This is a genomic window from Lipingzhangella halophila, from assembly GCF_014203805.1.
GTDB classification, from domain to species: Bacteria; Actinomycetota; Actinomycetes; order Streptosporangiales; family Streptosporangiaceae; genus Lipingzhangella; species Lipingzhangella halophila.
Genome location: NZ_JACHJT010000001.1, coordinates 2,402,234 through 2,419,209, shown reverse-complemented (window position 1 = coordinate 2,419,209; position 16,976 = coordinate 2,402,234). Strand labels below are relative to the sequence as shown.

Below are 16,976 nucleotides of genomic sequence, written 5' to 3'. Positions count from 1 at the left end.
CGCAGCGGCAAGCGCACTCGGGGGCACCTTGGAACCGGACCGCACCCTACCCTGGCGCGGGGTAGGCTATCGCTGTCCCCACAACGATTCGGCGAGGTGGGTTCGGGAGTCCGGCAAAGGGTGCCAAAATCGACCTACCCATGAAGCAGCCGCCGTACATTCTCGTCGTGAACGGGACCAAGGTCCGCCGTCCCGTATTTGTCCTGGGCGCCCCCCACTCCGGGGCGAACCTGATCGCCCATGCCCTGCGGCGTGCCCCCGGGTTCCACCTCGGCGCGGGGGCTCCCAGCGTGCTCAACGCGCTGTACGCGGTCGCCCGGCGCCCTTCGCTGGTCGAGGAGAGCGCCTCGGGGACCGCGACCCTGCTGCGCGACGCGTTCGCCGAGGCCTGGCAGCTCACCCCGCGCACCTGCCCGGACTGCTCCGGCGAGTCGGTCTCCATGCGCGAGGCCGGTCGGCCGTGCCCGCACGCCCGCGAGGCGACCCGGTTCGGCGACGCGAGTCCTGACCTGCTGTACAGCGCTAAGGCGCTGCACGCGGCGTTCGACGACGCGGCGTTCATCCAGGTCATCCGGGACGGCCGCGACACCACCGTGGACATGCTCGAAGACGAGCAGTCGCTGATGTGGTTCCGGCCCAGCCTCGCCAACCTGGAGCATGAGCTTCCCAACCCGTTCTTCGGCATCGAGACCGAGCAGGAGCGTGAGGGGTATCAGGACCTGTCGTTGGCGGCCAAGTGCGCGATGCGGTGGCGCGGCGCGGTACGGCTTTCCGCCCAGTTGCGCGGGATGTTCAGCGCGGACCAACTGATGACGCTGCGATACGAGGACCTGCTCGGCAGCGAGGTCGCCACCGCGGAGCGGCTCCGGGAGTTCACCGGAGCGCGGGTCTCCGCGACAGACCTCGTGCGTGTCGAGCCGGCGGGCGTCGGAGTCTGGCGCAACCGGCTGACCATCGAGCAACGCGACGATATCCAAGCCGTGGCCAGTGCGGAGCTGTCCCGCCTGGGCTACACCTGAGCGTTGCGCGGTCGGTCCCACGGGCACCTGCCGGGCCGCGGAGGGCACCTCAGCCCAGTGCGTCCATCCACGCGCGGACGGTGCGCCAGCTTTCGTGGCCCGGATCGAGGGCGGCGGTGTGGTTGGCGCCGCGGATCTCGGCGAACTCGGCATCGTCGCCCGCCGTGCGGGCCGCGGCGACATAGGTGCGGCTTTGCTCGGCGGGCACGCTGGAGTCGGCGTCGCCGTGCACGATGAGCTGCGGAACGCCGAAGGGAACGTTGTGCACCGGTGAGGCGGCGTCGTAGGTTTCCTTGGCCGGGGCCGCGCCGAGCAGATCGGTCACCGCGTTCTCGCCCAGCTCACGTTCGGCACACGCCCGGAGGTCGGTCACCGGGGCCAGCCCCACCGCAGCGGTCACCGGGGAGTCCGGGACGCTCAGCAGGGCGAGCTGGCCGCCGCTCGAATGCCCGATCGCGACGACGCGGTCGGGGTCGCCGGGCTCGGCACCGTCGGAGATCCGCTCCCCCAGCAGCGCCAGCGCCGCCCGCACGTCATCCAGGGTCTGCGGCCACCCGCCGCCGTCGCCGCCGATGCGGCGGTACTCCACGTTCCACACCAGCCATCCGGAGTGCGCGAGCTCCGAGGCGATCCGATCCATCGACTGGGTGTCGTGCCTGTCGCGCCACCAGCCACCGTGCAGCAGCACCGCGACGGGGAACGGGGCGTCCTCGGCTACATCGGGCTGCCACACGTGGATGACCTGGCTGGGGTGCTCACCGTAGCTGAAGCGTTCCGTGGCTGCCATCAGACACCCCTCCTCCGGTCACCCGGATACCGGTCGTGCGCGTTCGGAGGAGAATTGTGCAACGGGCGGTACCGCGAGCGCCACCGCCAGTTCGGGACCGCCCGCGGGGACAGGACGTACTATGGGGGTATGGGAGCACTCGGAATTACCGGCCTGATCGCGCTCATCGCGATCATGGCCATCCCCGTCAGCATCGTCGCGGGCGCCGTTGTGTACGTGATCCGAATAGCGCGCAAGGGCACCGCGGCCACCCTGGTCGACGCAATGAAGTACCGGGAGCTCGCCTGAGCTACCGGCTATGACGCAGCGAGCGGCGTACCCCCTGGATACGGGGCACGCCGCTCGTGTTCGCGTGGCCGGACCGGCTCAGGTCACGTCCATCGTGTCGGGGTCGGAGCCGAACCGCTGGTTCTGGTTGAGTGCGGAGATCGTGTCGATGTCGCCACTGGCCAACTCGAGGTTCACCGCCTCGAAGTTCGAGCGGATGCGCTCGGGGGTGACCGACTTCGGGATAACGATGTTGCCGAGCTTCAGGTGCCAGCTCAGGATGACCTGCGCGGGTGTGGCGCCATAGGACTCGGCCAGCTTCGTTATCCCCGGGTCGTCCAGCAGCTTGCCGTTGCCCAGCGGGCTCCACGCCTCGGTGGCGATGCTGTGCTCCGCGTGGAACGCGCGCAATTCGGCTTGCGTGAGCCGGGGGTGCAGCTCGATCTGGTTCACCGTTGGCACGATCCCGCCCTCGTCCATGAGGCGCCGCAGGTGCGGGATGTGGAAGTTCGAGACCCCGATAGCGCGGACCCGGCCTTCGACGTAGAGCCGCTCCAGCGCCTTCCATGTGCTGACATAGCGGTCGTACATCGGGAGCGGCCAGTGGATCAGGTAGAGGTCGAGGCGCTCCAGCCTGAGGCGCTCCATCGTGGCGTCGAACGCGCGCAGCGTGGAGTCGTAGCCCTGGTCACTGTTCCACAGCTTCGAGGTCACGAACAGCTCGTCGCGGTCGACCCCCGAAGCCGCGATTCCCTCTCCGACCGCTTCCTCATTGCCGTAGGCGGCCGCGGTATCGATACTGCGATAGCCGGTCTCGATCGCTGTCCGCACAACGCCGGCAGCGTCACCCGCGTCCACCTGCCAGACTCCGAACCCCAGTTGCGGGATCCGCACACCGTTGTTCAGTGAGACGTCCGGGACCGTGGTCATGTTCTCTCCCCGTGGCCGGCATTCAAAGATCATTTTCCCGTTGCGGCAACCGCCCGTGGAAGGGTCGCATTCCCCGACCTCGCATTTTCATGCCGTGGGCAGTGCCACCATGTCGTCTCCGACCACTATCCGACCGCGGCGTACCGGCCGCACACGGGAGTACGGGGCGGCGACGGTACGACCGCTTCCGGGTGGTTGGGAGCGCGACCGGCCGCACACAGTACCCGTTGCGTACAGCTGCATCCACAGCGAGGGGCCGCACGGGGGACACGCCACGCGCGACACGTAAGCGCCGAGGGGCCGGGGGCACGCCTGCGACGCGCCCCACCCGCGGTCAGCTCCGGAACTTGTAGACCACTCCGAAGATCACCAGAGCGTCCGTGCCAGACTCCAGATCGAGGTCCTCGAGCTCCTCTGTCCTACCCTGCCGGATGAGGTAGGGGGCCCCGGGCCACCGCTCCTGGATCTCGTTCGCGATCGAGGTACGGGCCGCCGCGGCGGCCACCTCGCGCTGCGCCGGGGTGTCCATCTCACCGATCGGGCAGGCGCGCGACACGAGGTCAACGGGCCGTGCCTGCTCCGGGACGAGCCGGGGACGCCGGCCCAGCGCTTCCAACCGTGGGCGAAGCCAGTCTTCGCGGCTCTGTTCCACCATGGTCCATCATCCCCCCGGAGACCGGGGGCGTCACCAGGCGCCACGCGAGGAGAGAACGACGGTCAGCGGCTCCCTCCGCCGCCACCGCCGCCGCCACCGCCCACACTGCCACCGCCGAAGCTGCCGCTACCGCCGCTGGACGAGCTCCGCGGCGTGATCGATTTGCGCATCGTGTCGTTCCACGACCTGCGATACGCGTGGTCGTAGTAGTAGGGCCGGTGACGCCCATGCCACTGGTGGCTCTGGATCAGGTCGGGAGCGCCCTCCACCGCGTTGTTCTCCACGTCGAGCGCCACCGCCCACGACGGGTACTGCGCCACCGAGCGCGGACCGCCGGTAATGGTGTCCTTGCGGATCTGCTTCAACAGCCCGTGCACATGCGAGCCGTAGCGGCTGAACAGGGTCACCCTTCCGTAGCGGGTGACAAGGATGGCGGTGACCAGAAGCGTGACCGCGATGAGCAGTCCGCTTTCAGCGCCCTCAAGCCCTTGGACGAACACGTACGCGGCGAGACCGAATAGCCCCAGCACCGCCAGGATCTTGACCGCTCCCTTGCCGTGCGACCACAGCCCCATGGGGACGCCCTCTTGGAGCACCATCTTGCGGATCTCGGCTGCCTTCTTCGGGGTCATCTCCTTCGCGAGCAGTTTCAGGTCGGTCGTCGACGCTCTACGGAACATGACCGCGATCAGTTCCCGCTCAGGCGGTGACACGTCAGGACCGTTGGGGTCGCGTCGCAGGGTGAACAGCCACCTGAACGGGTCGTGCGGATCCAGCTCCGAGGAGATGATGCCCCGCTCTTCCAGCTGTACGACCATCGCCAGGAACATGCCCGACCGCATCGTGGCGTTGTGGATCTGCCCGGCCAGCGCCGGCCCCATGGCAGGGGGAAGCGCGTCGTTGAACGCGTTCCGGTCGGCCGAGGTTCGAAACTTCCGGTACGCGGCCACGAACACGACGGCGACCAGGCACGCCCCCGCGATGAGCAGGAACAGCAGGGACGGACGAAGCGACGGACGCACCTCGACGATCGGCTCGCCGACGTCGACCGCGCCCTTGGGCAGGGCCACGGCCGCAGTGAGGCCATCGGAGTCGAACAAATACGGCTCGTCCATGGTCGCGGTCGTCTCGTCGTGCTCGGCGCTCTCGCACGGGGAGTCGGTGCCCTCGTCCCCGGCATAGCAGTCGACGTTGGTGATCTCGGGGGCCGTGATCTCGACCGAGATGTTGTCCTTCGGTACCTCCCACTCGGTGCCGACGAAGTCCCAGTAGAACTCGTCGTAGTCGTCGAACTCAGTGAGCGCGCCATGCACCGTGTAGGAGATGTCGTAGGTCTGCTCGCCGGTGACGTCGGTAGAGGGGTCGTCCTCCTCACCGACGAGCAGGACGAGGTTGCCGCGCTCCTCGGAGAGGCCGTCGATGGTGGAGTCCGCACCGCTGGGGCTGGACACCTCGACATCCTCGATCTCGATCCGGCGCTGGCGGATGATGCCGTCATCCAGGACCAGCGGGATCTCCCGGTAGAGCCCTGGGCTGGAGTTGGAAGCGAAGTCGTAGGTGATCGACTCGACTATGGAGACCGTGCCGTCGGGATTGATCTCCGCCTCGGTCGCGTACTCCGTGATGCTCTCGCCGGAGGAGCTCGCCGAGGCGGGCGCGGCAGCGGTGAGCGCGGCGGTTATCGTGGCAAGACCAACTGACGTCCGCCGGACAGCGGGGGATGCGGTAAACACGCGGCAATTGTACGGTCGTATCCTGCTTGGCCTACCCTGCCGGCCCGACCCCCGTCACATTCGGCCGAACATGGCCAAGAGGTTGCGACCTGCACATTCCGCGCCTACTGGTTGAAGCGCCCCGCCCCCTTGGGGGCGCTGCGCGTCAGCCGGCGGCCCGTAGCCAGAGGGCGCCCGTGTCGTCCACGGCGAAACCGGTGCCGAACCGCCGCCCGATCTGGTCGAGCACACGGTGGACATGCCCGGTGTCCTCGGACGACGCGCGGCACAACCGCATGCGGCGCGCCCGCATGACCACAGTCCACAGCTCCACAAGCGCCCCGGTGTCCGGCCGCACGGACACGAAGTACAGCAGGCGCAGGTCGTCGCGAAACTCCTCGTAGCCGGTGATGCCCTCGTAGTCGTCGATCAGGTCGCCACAGCCGTACAGGATCAGCCTGTCCCGGTAGACCTCCACCGGCCGAGGGTGGTGCGAGGAATGCCCGTGCACGAGGTCAACGCCGCCGTCGATGAGGCGGTGCGCGAATCGCACGTGCGCCTCGGGCACGTCATAGCCCCAGTTACCTCCCCAGTGAACGGAGGCCACGGCGACGTCGCCCGCGGCCTTGTACCGCCCCACCCGGTGGGCGACCTCGTCCGCGGTGTCGTCGGACAGGTCCGGCAGCAGGTTGACCCCGGACCGCTCCGGCGCAGCGGCCCACGAGTCCGGGATCCCGCTGGACCGCGCTCCGAACGCGACGAACGCGAGCCGGCCGGCGTCACCGCCGCCCTCGCCGCACGGGACAGTCACAGGGCGCTGGGCCTCACTCAGATCACGTCCCGCGCCCGCCGCCGGCACCCCCGCGGCGGCCAGTGCGTCCAGAGTGTCGGTCAACCCCTGGCGGCCGAAGTCGAGCACGTGGTTGTTGGCGAGGGCGCACACGTCCGGCCGGGCCGCGGTCAGGCACGCCACGTTGTCCGGGCTCATCCGGTAGTGCACTGCCTTGCCCGCGGCGGCATCGTCTTCGCGCGTGATGCTCGTCTCCAGGTTGATCACCCGCGCGTCGGGAGCCACCGCGTCCAACAGGTCCAACGCATCGCCCCACGGCCAGCGGAAGTCCACCGGCCGCGCGATGCGCCCGTTCGCCTGTTCGGCGAGCTCCACGTAGGTCCGCGCATCCCGAACGGACCACTCCCACAACCGCGGGTCCCCCGGGTGCGGCAGGATCTGGTCGACACCGCGGCCGGTCATCACATCGCCGCAGAGGAACAACGTCACAACGCCGCCACTCACACTCCCACCCTAAGCACCAGAGGCTGGCACTCCCGGAGAGAGAGCCCGACGAGCCCGGCGCCCCACCAGCCACCCACCACACCCCGAAACTCCGTCACGAACGGCCTCGCAAGTACGGTAGAGTCTGACTCGTCAGCGGGAACGATTCCGCCGACAGCACCGGGACGTGGCGCAGTTTGGTAGCGCACTTGACTGGGGGTCAAGGGGTCGTGGGTTCAAATCCCGCCGTCCCGACAGAGAAAGAACAGCATAGACGCAGGTCAGGGCCTTGTTTCACGGAAGTGGAGCAGGGCCTTTACTTCTGCCTGGGGCCGGTCGTCTCACAATCTCTCACAATAACGGGGAGATAACGAGATGATCATGCCGATCCGAGTACCGATTGCATGTGGTCCGCACCCGCCCGAAGGTGCCCCTCGTTGGGATGCACATAGACCTTCTTCGTAAACGACAGGTCCGCGTGACCGGCCCATGCCGAGACCACCACGTCCGCGACTCCCGCCGAAGCCATCCACGTCAGGCAGGCGTGACGCGCATCGTAGGGCCGCACCCGGCGAACGCCTGTCTGCTCGCTCAGCTTGTAGAACCGTCGACGTAGCCAGTCCGTCTTGACCGCGCGCCCCAGTTCGTCGACGACTACCCGGCCGCTCGCTTCGTATCCCTCGCCCGCGGCCAACCGTTCGGCCTTCTGCCGCGTGCGGAACGCCTTGAGCGCGTCCACCACGACCCCGGGCAGCGGGAGCTTGCGCTTGCCGCTCGCGGACTTGGTGTCCTTCTCGATCACCTCGCCCTCGACTAGGGTCCGGGTCTTCTGTACCCAGATCGTCTCGGCCTCCAGGTCGAAATCCTGAGCCCACCGCAGCCCGCACACCTCGGCCGGGCGCAAGCCGAGCAGCAATAGCAGCATGGCGGCGTACAGCCGGTCCTCGTTGACGCCGGCGAGGAAGACCTTGACCTCTTCTTCGGTCCACGGCGTGCGCTGTTCCTCTGCCTGCTTGGCCGCTTCCCGGGCAGCCCGGGGGATCTTCACGTGCTCGGCCACGTTGCGCACCACCAGGCCGCGGCGCACCGCTTCGTTCAGTGCGGTACGCAGCCGGCCCAACGTCAACCGCACCGAGCGGATGCCAAGCCCGGTACCGGGCTTACCGCCACGCACCCGGCCGGCGGTCAGCATCCAATCGATCAGGCTTTCCACATCCTCCTCAGTGAGCGCCTGGAGGCGCGCTTTCCCAAGGTGGGTTCGCACGGGGCGCACCGCATCGTGATAGTTCGCGGCGGTTGCCGCTTCTACGTCCCGGGTGGCGCTGGCCAACCAGGTGTCGAGCCATTCGTCCACGGTGGTCTTGGTCGGCAGAACGAGCGCGCCGGTGCTGCGCTGGTTCTGGATTCGGGCGCGCTCGTTGATCACGTCGGTCTTCTTGTCCCGGGTGATCGTGAGCTGTCGACGCTTGCCGGTAGCGGGGTCGGTTCCGGCATCGACAACTGTCCGGTATCGGACCGTGCCGTCCTTGAGCTTGATCTTCTTGATGGAATCGGCCATCACTCGCCTTTCGTGTCGGACTCGGTGGAGTCGGGGTACATCTCTCGCTTGATCACGTCCGCCGCGGCTTTGGCCTCGCGGCGCTTCTCTTCGAGGTGATCGAGGTCATCGGGCAGATCGGGCGGCGTGATGCCCAGCTTCCGCATACGCGCCCGCTCTCGGGTCAGGACGTCCTCGTCCATGGACAAGAGCTGTTGTTGCGCCTCCGCCGCTGAAGTGTGGGCTTCCCGTTCGGACTCCGTAGCCGCCTGCGCGGCTTTCGCCTGCCGACTCTCCACTTCGTCTTTCCGGAGCCTCCAGTCGTGAACTCGCCGTTCGTGGCTTCGGTAGTACGCGGCGGCATTCACCGTTGCCCACGCGGCGGCTTCGTCAATGTCGAGCGGAGTCTCCCCGATGAACCATTGGGCTGCGTACCACGTTTTGGCGGTACGGCCAGGCAAGACCTCGATCTCGTCAGCTTGGCCAATCGGGAACAGCAACTGGAGCGGGGGGACCTCCAGGATGCGAGCCAACACCAGCAGCTCCGCCACGCTCAGTGTGGGACGCCTCCCACTTTCGAGGTTCGCCAGGACAGATCGCTTGATCGGAAGGGCGTAATCCTCGGTGCATATGTCCGCCAGCCGCTGAACGCTCAGGCGACGTTGCTTCCGATAGCGCCGGATCTCTTCAGCCACGGTTCTGACTAGACGCGCGTCCCACTGCTCGCTCCCAGTTGTCATGCCTGCTGACAATACTCCCCGATTTGACATCTCGCGACCCCGCGCGCACTCTTGTGCTCATGGATGACATTTCCTTTCACGTCCATCACTTGGAAGCACAAAAGCCCGAGTGGATCACCCAGGACGAGTACGCAAAGGTCGCGGAAGTCTCGGTGAGCACCATCAAAAGGTGGGCCAAGAAGGGATACGGCCCGCAACCGCACCGCTGGGGGCCCCGGCGGGTTCGGTACGACAAGGCCGAAGTCCTGGAGTACCTCCGCACTGGCGAGAAGTGCGCCTCATGAAGGACCGCCCGACGCTCGCTCAGATCAAGCGCTCCTGGCCGGCCACCGTCAACGCCAGCGAGGCCGCCCGCGCCATCGGCTGCTCAAAGAGCCATCTCAACGCGCTGATCAAACAGGGCCAAGCCCCCGTCCAGACGGTCCCCGGGCTCGGGAGCCGGAACCGCGTCATCACCGCCTCGTTGATCCGCCTGCTCGAAGGTCCGGACGCCCACGACCAGAAGGGCGATGACGATGCGGCCTGAACACGAAAGCGGCCCGCCCCGGGGCAACGGGACGGGCCAAAGACAACCGGCGGGGGCCGGTGACCACCAAGGGTCTTCGCTCACCACTTACCCAACGGGGGAGCAGTCATGAACAGCATAGCCGCACACAGTGAAACCCAAAAGGCGCCCCGGCGATACCCAGTCGCGTTCGCCTCCGCGTTCGCACCAGACGGCCGACGCCGCCGATGGGGAATCGCGTACCGCTGCCCGCACTGCCACCGCCACCACTTCGGGCTCAGTTGGACACCACAGGTCGGCGGGATCCGCCGCTCCGGGTGTGGACGGCGCATCTGGGTCGTCATCTCGCGTCGATATCCGGCAGACGCTCTCCAGCCCCACACCGTCAACACGCAGGCAAACGAGGTCAACCGTTGAACTCACTGGAGCGCGTTCGCCAGGCGCTGGAGGAGCACGACTGCAACCCGCGGGGCAACGGGCAGATCTCGGCCCGATGCCCGGCCCACGACGACAGCGCCCCGTCGTTGAGCGTCGGCTACGAGAAGGGCCAGGCCCTGATCAACTGCCACGTCGGATGCGAGACCCAGGCGGTTATCGACGAACTCGGCCTGCCCTGGAATGCCCTATTCGACGAGGACGCCGAATCCAAGCCGGAGTGCGACAACCAGTATCACCGTGGCCTGTGGCGTACCGAGCGCCCGCGGGTGTCCTATCCCTACACCGACGAGCACGGCCAGGTGCTCTACTACCAGCGCCGGTTCGCCTGCCCCCGGTGCGGTGACCCCAAGGTGTTTATCCCCTACAACCCGACCTCGAAGAGCAATGGTCTCCCCAAAGGCGTGCGGGTCCTCTACCGGTTGCCCGAGGTTCTGGCCGCTGCAGCCGAAGGCCGCACCGTCTATCTCCCTGAGGGTGAGAAGGACTGCGACAGGCTCGCCGAGCTGGGGCACGTCGCCACCACGGCCGCCAACGGAGCCGAAGTCAGGTGGGAGCAGTCCTACACCGACGCGCTCAAGGGTGCCGACATCGTCGTGATCGCCGACAACGACCCCGCCGGCCTCAAGCGCGTCCGCGCCATCGAACGGGTTCTGGGGAAAGCGGGGAGGTCGGTCCGGGTCGTCCGCTCCCCGCTGGCGAAGAAGGGCGCCGACGTCTCCGACCACCTCGACGCCGGCCTCGACCTCGGAGCCCTCACCCCCCTCGAAACGCGGGACCCCCCTCCTGAGGCAAGCCACAAAAGCCAAAACAGCGACTCAGGTCCCACGGACCCGAATAACGGCTTTTCTGGCTCGCAAAATCAGGGGGGTCCCGCGTTTGAGCCCCCCATCCCCGTCACCGCGCCACCCCTTCCCGAGTTCCCAACCGAACGCCTCGGACGGCTCGCCCCCTGGGTCGCGGTCATCTCCGAGTCCCGCAACGTCGCCGAAGACGTCGCCGCGTTCTCCGCGCTCGCGGTCATCTCCGCAGCCATCGGAGGCCGCCGCCGGGTGCTGGTCAAAGAAGGGTGGACCGAGATGGTCTGCCTGTACCTGCTGGCCCTGGCCGACTCCTCAGCCCGCAAAACCCCGGCCCTGGCGGTCGCCCAGCGTCCACTCATGGAAGCCGGAGCGGAACTGCGCACCCAGCAGTCCGCCGAGATCACCGAGCACAACGAAGCTATTGACTTGGCCGTAGCCCGCTACGAGAGGGCCAAGCAGTCCGCATCCAAACCCAAGCCCGGCGAAGAGGCCGAAGCTGACCTAGCCGCGGCACGCGAAGCCATGCTCAAAGCCGGGGAGCGCAAGAACCCGCCGCACCTGATGGCCGGGGGCGATTCCACCATGGAGTACCTCACGAAGACCATGGCCGAGCAAGGCGGACGTATCGCGGTACTCGGGTCCGAGGCCACCCTGTGGAAGCACGCCGCCGGGATGTACAGCACGGGTCAGGCCAACATCGGCCCGCTGCTTGAGGGCTACACCGGCGAACCCTACGACGCCGGCCGGGTCTCCCGAGGGGCTCTGCACATGCCCCACACCGCGGTAACCCTCGGGTTGATCATCCAGCCCGGAATGGTCGAAGGGTTGTCCAAGCAGAACCCCGACTTCCGGGAGTCCGGGTTCCTCAACCGGTTCTTGTTCGCGCTGGCCCCGGCTATGCCGCCCGACACTTTCGACGCTCCGGCGGCTCCGCAGGCCCTACTCAAAGCGTTCGACGCCCAGATCGGGGACTTGGTGCACCGGGTCTGGATGGAGGAGACGGTCTCCACGCTCCATCTCACCGACGCGGCACGCAAGGTCTTCGCGGGGTTCTACAACGACATTCAGCAGCGCCGCGCCGAGGGCGGCGACCTGCACGACATCACTGAATGGTCCGGGAAGCTCTGCGGCCAGATCGTCCGCATCGCCGCCTGTCTGACGCTCTACGACGACACCGCGGCCACTGAGATCGACGAGAAGATCATGGCCAACGCGATCGCGCTCGCCGACTACCTGATCGCCCACGCCCGCCGGACGTTGGAGCTGATGGACGCCAAGACCCAGGGCGGCCGTAAGCCGCTGCTGGACACCCTGGCCTGGTTGGCGAAGAACACCAGCCCTGGCGAGACGGTCTCGATTCGCCAGATCTGGCGCGGCCTCAACGGTCGGGCCTGGGCGCGCGACGCCGAGATGGTCAAGAGCCTCGTGATGGAACTCGAAGAGCTGGGATGGCTGGCCGAGGTCGTGGTGGAGCAGCCGTCGGGCAAGCGCGGACGGAAGCCGTCTCCGCGCTTCGAGATGCACCCCTGGATACACGACCCCCCCGAAAAAGCCAGCCACAAAAGCCAGAACACCGCCCAGGCAGGGGCTGACTCATGACCACTCAGCAGCTCGACGACATCGAACAAGTCACCGCTGAACAGCTCATCAACGACGCGCCCACTCCGGCTGCCGCCGAGGTCATCCGGGCCGCGTCCCGCACCGCACCCACCGGTGATGCCCTCGTCGCCGACATTGTCGCCCGCCATGACGGCCGGTGGTTGAACGAGCTGACGCTGGACGAGCTACGCGACACCTGGCGGTATTACCACGGGCTCACCGAATGGCCGCACACTCCCGCTCCTGTCGACTCCCAGGCCGACCAGGTGCCCGAACGCGGCACCGGTGTCACCCCGGCCTGGTTCACCTTCGACGAGCACGGGTGGAGCTGCAGACACCCGCACCCCGACCCCAGGACCCCGTGCGCGGTCAACCGGATGTATTCGCCCCTGGCAGTGCGTAGCGCTCTCGATCACCTCGACGAGCACCACCCGGGTTGGAAGGTGACGTGTCGGCGGTGCCGCCGGCCGCAGTGGAACGCCGAAGGGTCCCGGTACTGCTTCGACTGCCGCCGCGCCTGTGGATACACGCTGTGAGCCCCTTGAAAGGAGACGTGTTGCTGATCGCTGCCAACACCGCAGGCGCGCGCACGCTCGCAACGCGCGACCTCCAAAACGGTCCTTACACCTGCCCCCAATGCAGCACCGACGTCGTCCTCAAACGCGGACGCAAAGTCACCGCGCACTTCGCCCACACCCCCGGCTCCGCCTGCCAAGCCGCCGGAGAAAGCACCCGTCACCTCCTCGCCAAACAGGTCCTCGCCGAAGAGTTCACCCGGCTCGGCTACCAGGCACACATCGAGGTCGTACACCACGCGGCCGGCCGCCGCGTCGATGTCGTTGCCGCCCGCACCGACGAGCACGGGCGGCAACGCCGCGTAGCGGTAGAGATCCAGGACTCCGCGATCCAGGTCGACACCGCCAAGAAACGCGTCGTGCTCGACCGCCGGTTGGGATACGACGCCACCGTGTGGCTGTTCACCACCTACCGCGCCGCCGCACTGTTCCACGCCAAACCTGATGCCGAGGTGCGCGTCCCCAACGAGATGCTGTGGGCCGACCACCGGTACGGCCACGGGGTGCACCTCATCGACCCCGATGGCCGCGCCGTCTGGCGAGCGGAACTGTCCGAGGTGTACCGCGAGGGTGAGTCCCGCGAGTGGTACGACGAGGACGGCGACCCCACCGGGGTCGACTATCCCGGCTACGTCCCGAAGACGATTCGGACAGTGCAACTTCACCAGGCGGGATTCCGCCTCACCAGCGCGCCCGGCCTGTTTGGCGACGCCTGGTCGATCGTGTTCGCTGCTGAGCCGGAAGGGTCCACCTCATGACTACCTCGAACAGGGACCTGTCCGCGGCAGCTCGGGAACGCGCCCGCCACCACCCCGGCGGCTCCCTCCACCGCCGCTCCCTACTCGTCACCGCGGTCTCCCTCCACGAGACCAACACCGTGGAGGCCGCCCGGAACATCATCGCCAACCACGAACCCCTCCCCGACGACGTCCGCACCCGAGCCCTGAACCTCCTCAACCAGCTCGACCCCGCACCGCCCACGCCCTCGGAGAGGAGCAGCCCGGACATGCCGATCCGCCACCAGCGCCCGCCCACTAATGAACGCAAAGGGTGGCGCAAGCCGAAGGGTTCCGTGCTCGTCACACGCCCCTACACGTGGGGCAACCCCCACCCGTTCGATGAACCGTGCCCTGTGCCCGCCTGCCACAACGCCGTACACACCCGCTACGAGGCCGTGGACCTCTTCGAGGCGGACCTGCTCGCCGGGACCCTTACCACCCGCCACGGAACACGGTGGCGCAAGCCCGTCGGCCTCACCCAGGCCCGCATCGCCCTGGCCGGCCGCGACGTCGTGTGCGCCTGCCCCCTCGACGAACGGTGCCACGGCGACGTGATCCTCAAGTGGGCCAACCCGACCACATAGACCCCGGCCCGCCACCCGACGGACCGAAAACCCGCCGCACAGCGGCACCACAGGAAGGAAACCGATGACTGGCATCAACGACGAGATGGACGCCCTCGCCGTCGCCGCCCATGGCGCGATCACCGACTTCTCCGACGTCAACGTCCGCGGCTACCTCAAGGAACACCCCGACCTCGTCGAGCACCGCCTCGACCTGCTCACCGACATGGTCGACCATGTCCGCGCCACCATCTCCCAGGAACGTGCCGCCGGCCAGTGGGCGCAGCTTCCCGAGTGCCCCCGCGCTGACCACATCGACCAGGCCGCCGAGTACGCCGAGCACACCTGCTGCTGCCCGTACTGCTTCCACGGGGGCGATAACCCTCTCGATCACGACTGACAAGCGCAACAGCGGCGGCCGTGCTCAGTCCAAGAGAGCACGGCCGCCACCAACATCATCCATCAACCGAAGGAGCACACGATGACCACCGCCTACTACGCCGTCCCGGACCCCAACGACCCCGACCAGATGACCTACTGGCGCCGCGACCACCGCGGGCGCATCGCCCCCTGGCCCTCGAAAGCCCGCTACGGCCCCGCCCTCTACCGGTCCGACGTGCCCGAAGGGCTCACCCCACCCGAGAAGAACCAGTGGGTCACCGACTGGTTCCGCACCCACCGCCACCCGTGGGACGACGCCGTGCACACCACGATCACGACCGACCCCGACACCTGCCGGGCCAGGTTCGCCGTGTTCACCACCCGGTGCTGCTCCTGCGGACGAACACTGACCGACCCGGAATCCAAGTCCTACGGGATCGGCCCGGAGTGCCGCACCGGAGTCCCTGAGGACGTGCTCGCCCGCCTGGCCGTGCTCGTAGGCCAGGCCCACGCCCAGGCGTTACGCGGAGAAGCCGCCACCACCTGAGCGGGCATGGAAACCACCAGATCAATAGCCGGGCGGCATGATGGAACCAGAGGAGGTGACCACCCGTGGCCACAGAAGGCGCTCTCACAGGAAAAGAAGCCGCAGCCCTAGCCGTCGCACGCGGCGCCACCCCAAACCAAGCAGCGGCCGAATCAGGCGCCTCCGTGCGCTCCATCGTCCGCTGGAACAACGAACCCGAGTTCCAAACCCGGGTGCGCGAGATCCGCCGCGAACTCCTCGACAACGTCCTCGGCGCGCTCTCGGATGCTGGTGTGGAAGCCGTCACCGCGCTCCGCGCCAGCTTGACCGCCGACTCCGATGCCGTGCGCGTGCGAGCCGCCCAAGCCATCCTCACCAACGTCGTATCCCTGCGCGCCGCCCTCGACGTCGAGGAACGCCTCGCCCGCCTCGAAGCACAACAGGAACACCAATGACACGCCTCAACGCACGCCTCGCCCGCCTCGAAGCCACAACCACCACCAACCGGGCCCCCGCGCCCACCACCACGCCGCACTGCCGCACCCACGACGACACATGCCCCACCATCAACCCCCGGTGGCAACGCATGCTCGACTACATGCGCGAAAGGGGCACCCTCGGCGACCGCGACCAGCCATGCGACATGGTGGACCGTGTCGTGCCCGGTGAAGAACAGCTCGACCAGGTGCACCTCACCAGCGAGTCCGGGCAGCGCCACACCGGGAATCTCATGTTCCGCGGGGGGCCCGCCGGCGGGCGGAACCGTGAACTCCCCGACACCCCGGGGCCCGAACACTTCCACTGGTGGTTGCGTATCGAGCACCCCACCCCGGGCGGGTACCACGTGGTCTACGACAACGCCGCGTTCCGGGTCCGCGACAAGAGCATCGGGTTCCTGCCTGACCAGAAGCCGGAGGCCAACGTCTTCATTCAGCTCCTCAAGCAGCGCAAGGCCGCCCTAGAGCAGGACACCGGAGGTGCCCCGTGACCCTGCGCGGACTCCAGAACCGGTTGGAACGTCTCGAACAGGCCCAACCGCCCGCGGAACGCCCCGCGTGCGTCTCCCACGCCCGGCTGTGCCCCCTGGGTTCCTACACCGGCGCGTGGCGCATCACCGAGGGCGACGAACCCGCCCAGCTCTACCAGGACCTGCACGCCAGTGACTTCCACGCGCTGCCGTGCCAACCCGGCGACCCCGCGGGCGCCGCCTACCGCCTGGCGCAAGCCGGGATCCTCGACGAACCGGGGCAGGACACCGGCGTTCTGTACTTCCTCCCCGGTGTTGACCTGGCCAAATGCTTCGAATGAGCACCGACACAAGGGAGAGCAACATGGGAACCGTGCGAGGCAAGAACCCCGACGACCGGTATGACCGGATCGCCGGCGTGGTCCAGGCCGAGTTCGACCGCGCCACTTCGTGGAACGCACAGCAGCGCTCCGAGGCCCCGGAGCGTATCGCCCAGCAGCTTCGCCGGCTCGGCGCCGACCAGGACACCATCGACAAGGCGGTAGCCGCCGTGGAGAAGGTCACCGCGAAGGTCTCGCAGACCCCCACAAACGAGGAGATCAAGAAAGCCCACGAGGTGGCGGCCAAGGTGTCCCACCGCATCACCAACCGGCTCCACAAGGCCAATGAGGAACGAATCAAAGGCGAGACGCCGCACACCCGCGAGGAACTCCGCGAAGCAGCGGAGACGATCCGGGGCCGCGATCGGGTCTCCATGCGCAAATCCCATTCCGTGGTGGCCTATGAGCCGCCCACGGAGGAGCGCAGGAAGGCACGGGAGTTGATGAATCCGCAGACGCCGCTGGCTCGACGCCGTGAACTCCGAAAAGAACTCACCAACGGGATCACCACCGAGTAGCCACCCGTGGCAGCGCCCCGGCCGT

Annotated in this window: 21 protein-coding genes and 1 tRNA gene; 15 read left to right on the top strand and 7 right to left on the bottom strand. The window is 67.7% G+C overall.

Annotated features, from left to right (window positions below; genetic code table 11):
• Positions 1 to 140: 140 nt before the first annotated feature.
• On the top strand, positions 141 to 1,019 hold the full coding sequence (locus tag F4561_RS10965) for a sulfotransferase family protein (RefSeq protein ID WP_184577582.1): 879 nt from the start codon (positions 141 to 143) through the stop codon (positions 1,017 to 1,019).
• Positions 1,020 to 1,068: 49 nt separating this feature from the next.
• Here the strand turns inward: F4561_RS10965 and F4561_RS10960 are convergent, their stop codons facing one another.
• Complete coding sequence (locus tag F4561_RS10960) at positions 1,069 to 1,806, bottom strand: alpha/beta hydrolase family protein (RefSeq protein WP_184577579.1); 738 nt, start codon at positions 1,804 to 1,806, stop codon at positions 1,069 to 1,071.
• A 129-nt stretch (positions 1,807 to 1,935) separates the two neighbouring features.
• On the opposite strand from F4561_RS10960, the gene F4561_RS10955 reads away from it, so the two are divergent.
• Positions 1,936 to 2,094 carry a hypothetical protein gene (locus tag F4561_RS10955; RefSeq protein WP_184577577.1) on the top strand — a complete coding sequence of 53 codons (159 nt, stop codon included), beginning with the start codon at positions 1,936 to 1,938 and terminating at the stop codon, positions 2,092 to 2,094.
• Between the two features lie 78 nt (positions 2,095 to 2,172).
• Here F4561_RS10955 and F4561_RS10950 read toward each other — a convergent pair whose 3' ends face one another.
• The 4 genes from F4561_RS10950 to F4561_RS10935 all read right to left on the bottom strand — a co-directional run bounded on the left by F4561_RS10950 (position 2,173) and on the right by F4561_RS10935 (position 6,664).
• Positions 2,173 to 3,003: an aldo/keto reductase gene (locus F4561_RS10950; protein ID WP_184577574.1), complete on the bottom strand. Its 831-nt coding sequence runs from the start codon at positions 3,001 to 3,003 to the stop codon at positions 2,173 to 2,175.
• Between the two features lie 334 nt (positions 3,004 to 3,337).
• Positions 3,338 to 3,658 (bottom strand): hypothetical protein, encoded by a 321-nt coding sequence (locus tag F4561_RS10945; RefSeq protein WP_184577571.1) that lies wholly within the window; start codon positions 3,656 to 3,658, stop codon positions 3,338 to 3,340.
• A 62-nt stretch (positions 3,659 to 3,720) separates the two neighbouring features.
• A complete protein-coding gene (locus F4561_RS10940) occupies positions 3,721 to 5,391 on the bottom strand; it encodes a DUF2207 domain-containing protein (RefSeq protein ID WP_184577569.1) in 1,671 nt (556 codons plus the stop codon).
• A 145-nt stretch (positions 5,392 to 5,536) separates the two neighbouring features.
• Complete coding sequence (locus tag F4561_RS10935; RefSeq protein ID WP_184577566.1) at positions 5,537 to 6,664, bottom strand: CapA family protein; 1,128 nt, start codon at positions 6,662 to 6,664, stop codon at positions 5,537 to 5,539.
• Between the two features lie 160 nt (positions 6,665 to 6,824).
• On the opposite strand from F4561_RS10935, the gene F4561_RS10930 reads away from it, so the two are divergent.
• A tRNA-Pro gene (locus F4561_RS10930) sits at positions 6,825 to 6,898 on the top strand.
• Positions 6,899 to 7,022: 124 nt separating this feature from the next.
• On the opposite strand, the gene F4561_RS10925 is transcribed toward F4561_RS10930, so the two are convergent.
• On the bottom strand, positions 7,023 to 8,201 hold the full coding sequence (locus F4561_RS10925) for a site-specific integrase (protein WP_184577562.1): 1,179 nt from the start codon (positions 8,199 to 8,201) through the stop codon (positions 7,023 to 7,025).
• Positions 8,201 to 8,875: a helix-turn-helix domain-containing protein gene (locus F4561_RS10920; protein WP_184577559.1), complete on the bottom strand. Its 675-nt coding sequence runs from the start codon at positions 8,873 to 8,875 to the stop codon at positions 8,201 to 8,203. The genes F4561_RS10925 and F4561_RS10920 overlap by 1 nt, the downstream gene beginning before the upstream one ends.
• Before the next feature lie 134 nt (positions 8,876 to 9,009).
• Between F4561_RS10920 and F4561_RS10915 the strand changes: the two genes are divergently transcribed.
• From F4561_RS10915 to F4561_RS10860, 12 genes are all read left to right on the top strand, one after another.
• Positions 9,010 to 9,204, top strand: coding sequence for a helix-turn-helix transcriptional regulator (locus F4561_RS10915; protein WP_184577554.1), 195 nt, complete (start codon positions 9,010 to 9,012; stop codon positions 9,202 to 9,204).
• Positions 9,201 to 9,446, top strand: coding sequence for a DNA-binding protein (locus tag F4561_RS10910; RefSeq protein WP_184577551.1), 246 nt, complete (start codon positions 9,201 to 9,203; stop codon positions 9,444 to 9,446). Before F4561_RS10915 ends, F4561_RS10910 begins: the two co-directional genes overlap by 4 nt.
• A gap of 392 nt (positions 9,447 to 9,838) precedes the next feature.
• A complete protein-coding gene (locus F4561_RS10905; RefSeq protein WP_184577548.1) occupies positions 9,839 to 12,262 on the top strand; it encodes a DUF3987 domain-containing protein in 2,424 nt (807 codons plus the stop codon).
• On the top strand, positions 12,259 to 12,798 hold the full coding sequence (locus F4561_RS10900) for a hypothetical protein (protein WP_184577545.1): 540 nt from the start codon (positions 12,259 to 12,261) through the stop codon (positions 12,796 to 12,798). The genes F4561_RS10905 and F4561_RS10900 overlap by 4 nt, the downstream gene beginning before the upstream one ends.
• Positions 12,799 to 12,818: 20 nt before the next feature.
• Positions 12,819 to 13,595 carry a competence protein CoiA gene (locus F4561_RS10895; RefSeq protein ID WP_184577542.1) on the top strand — a complete coding sequence of 259 codons (777 nt, stop codon included), beginning with the start codon at positions 12,819 to 12,821 and terminating at the stop codon, positions 13,593 to 13,595.
• Positions 13,592 to 14,200, top strand: coding sequence for a DUF4326 domain-containing protein (locus F4561_RS10890; protein ID WP_184577538.1), 609 nt, complete (start codon positions 13,592 to 13,594; stop codon positions 14,198 to 14,200). Before F4561_RS10895 ends, F4561_RS10890 begins: the two co-directional genes overlap by 4 nt.
• Positions 14,201 to 14,264: 64 nt before the next feature.
• Positions 14,265 to 14,579, top strand: coding sequence for a hypothetical protein (locus F4561_RS10885; protein ID WP_184577535.1), 315 nt, complete (start codon positions 14,265 to 14,267; stop codon positions 14,577 to 14,579).
• 81 nt (positions 14,580 to 14,660) lie between these two features.
• Positions 14,661 to 15,107 carry a DUF6011 domain-containing protein gene (locus F4561_RS10880; protein WP_184577531.1) on the top strand — a complete coding sequence of 149 codons (447 nt, stop codon included), beginning with the start codon at positions 14,661 to 14,663 and terminating at the stop codon, positions 15,105 to 15,107.
• A 164-nt stretch (positions 15,108 to 15,271) separates the two neighbouring features.
• Entirely contained in the window at positions 15,272 to 15,541 is a 270-nt protein-coding gene (locus tag F4561_RS10875) for a hypothetical protein (protein WP_184577528.1), read from the top strand.
• On the top strand, positions 15,538 to 16,074 hold the full coding sequence (locus tag F4561_RS10870; RefSeq protein WP_184577525.1) for a hypothetical protein: 537 nt from the start codon (positions 15,538 to 15,540) through the stop codon (positions 16,072 to 16,074). Before F4561_RS10875 ends, F4561_RS10870 begins: the two co-directional genes overlap by 4 nt.
• Positions 16,071 to 16,394: a hypothetical protein gene (locus F4561_RS10865; RefSeq protein WP_184577522.1), complete on the top strand. Its 324-nt coding sequence runs from the start codon at positions 16,071 to 16,073 to the stop codon at positions 16,392 to 16,394. Before F4561_RS10870 ends, F4561_RS10865 begins: the two co-directional genes overlap by 4 nt.
• Positions 16,391 to 16,951 (top strand): hypothetical protein, encoded by a 561-nt coding sequence (locus tag F4561_RS10860; RefSeq protein WP_184577519.1) that lies wholly within the window; start codon positions 16,391 to 16,393, stop codon positions 16,949 to 16,951. The genes F4561_RS10865 and F4561_RS10860 overlap by 4 nt, the downstream gene beginning before the upstream one ends.
• The last annotated feature ends 25 nt before the right edge of the window (positions 16,952 to 16,976 follow it).

Excerpts from the sequence above, each read along its gene's own strand:
- F4561_RS10950 (WP_184577574.1), bottom strand. The coding sequence starts at position 3,003 with ATGACCACGGTCCCGGACGTCTCACTGAACAACGGTGTGCGGATCCCG.
- F4561_RS10945 (WP_184577571.1), bottom strand. The coding sequence starts at position 3,658 with ATGGTGGAACAGAGCCGCGAAGACTGGCTTCGCCCACGGTTGGAAGCG.
- F4561_RS10955 (WP_184577577.1), top strand. The coding sequence starts at position 1,936 with ATGGGAGCACTCGGAATTACCGGCCTGATCGCGCTCATCGCGATCATG.
- F4561_RS10925 (WP_184577562.1), bottom strand. The coding sequence starts at position 8,201 with ATGGCCGATTCCATCAAGAAGATCAAGCTCAAGGACGGCACGGTCCGA.
- F4561_RS10860 (WP_184577519.1), top strand. The coding sequence starts at position 16,391 with ATGAGCACCGACACAAGGGAGAGCAACATGGGAACCGTGCGAGGCAAG.
- F4561_RS10965 (WP_184577582.1), top strand. The coding sequence starts at position 141 with ATGAAGCAGCCGCCGTACATTCTCGTCGTGAACGGGACCAAGGTCCGC.
- F4561_RS10870 (WP_184577525.1), top strand. The coding sequence starts at position 15,538 with ATGACACGCCTCAACGCACGCCTCGCCCGCCTCGAAGCCACAACCACC.
- F4561_RS10910 (WP_184577551.1), top strand. The coding sequence starts at position 9,201 with ATGAAGGACCGCCCGACGCTCGCTCAGATCAAGCGCTCCTGGCCGGCC.
- F4561_RS10900 (WP_184577545.1), top strand. The coding sequence starts at position 12,259 with ATGACCACTCAGCAGCTCGACGACATCGAACAAGTCACCGCTGAACAG.
- F4561_RS10880 (WP_184577531.1), top strand. The coding sequence starts at position 14,661 with ATGACCACCGCCTACTACGCCGTCCCGGACCCCAACGACCCCGACCAG.
- F4561_RS10890 (WP_184577538.1), top strand. The coding sequence starts at position 13,592 with ATGACTACCTCGAACAGGGACCTGTCCGCGGCAGCTCGGGAACGCGCC.
- F4561_RS10960 (WP_184577579.1), bottom strand. The coding sequence starts at position 1,806 with ATGGCAGCCACGGAACGCTTCAGCTACGGTGAGCACCCCAGCCAGGTC.
- F4561_RS10885 (WP_184577535.1), top strand. The coding sequence starts at position 14,265 with ATGACTGGCATCAACGACGAGATGGACGCCCTCGCCGTCGCCGCCCAT.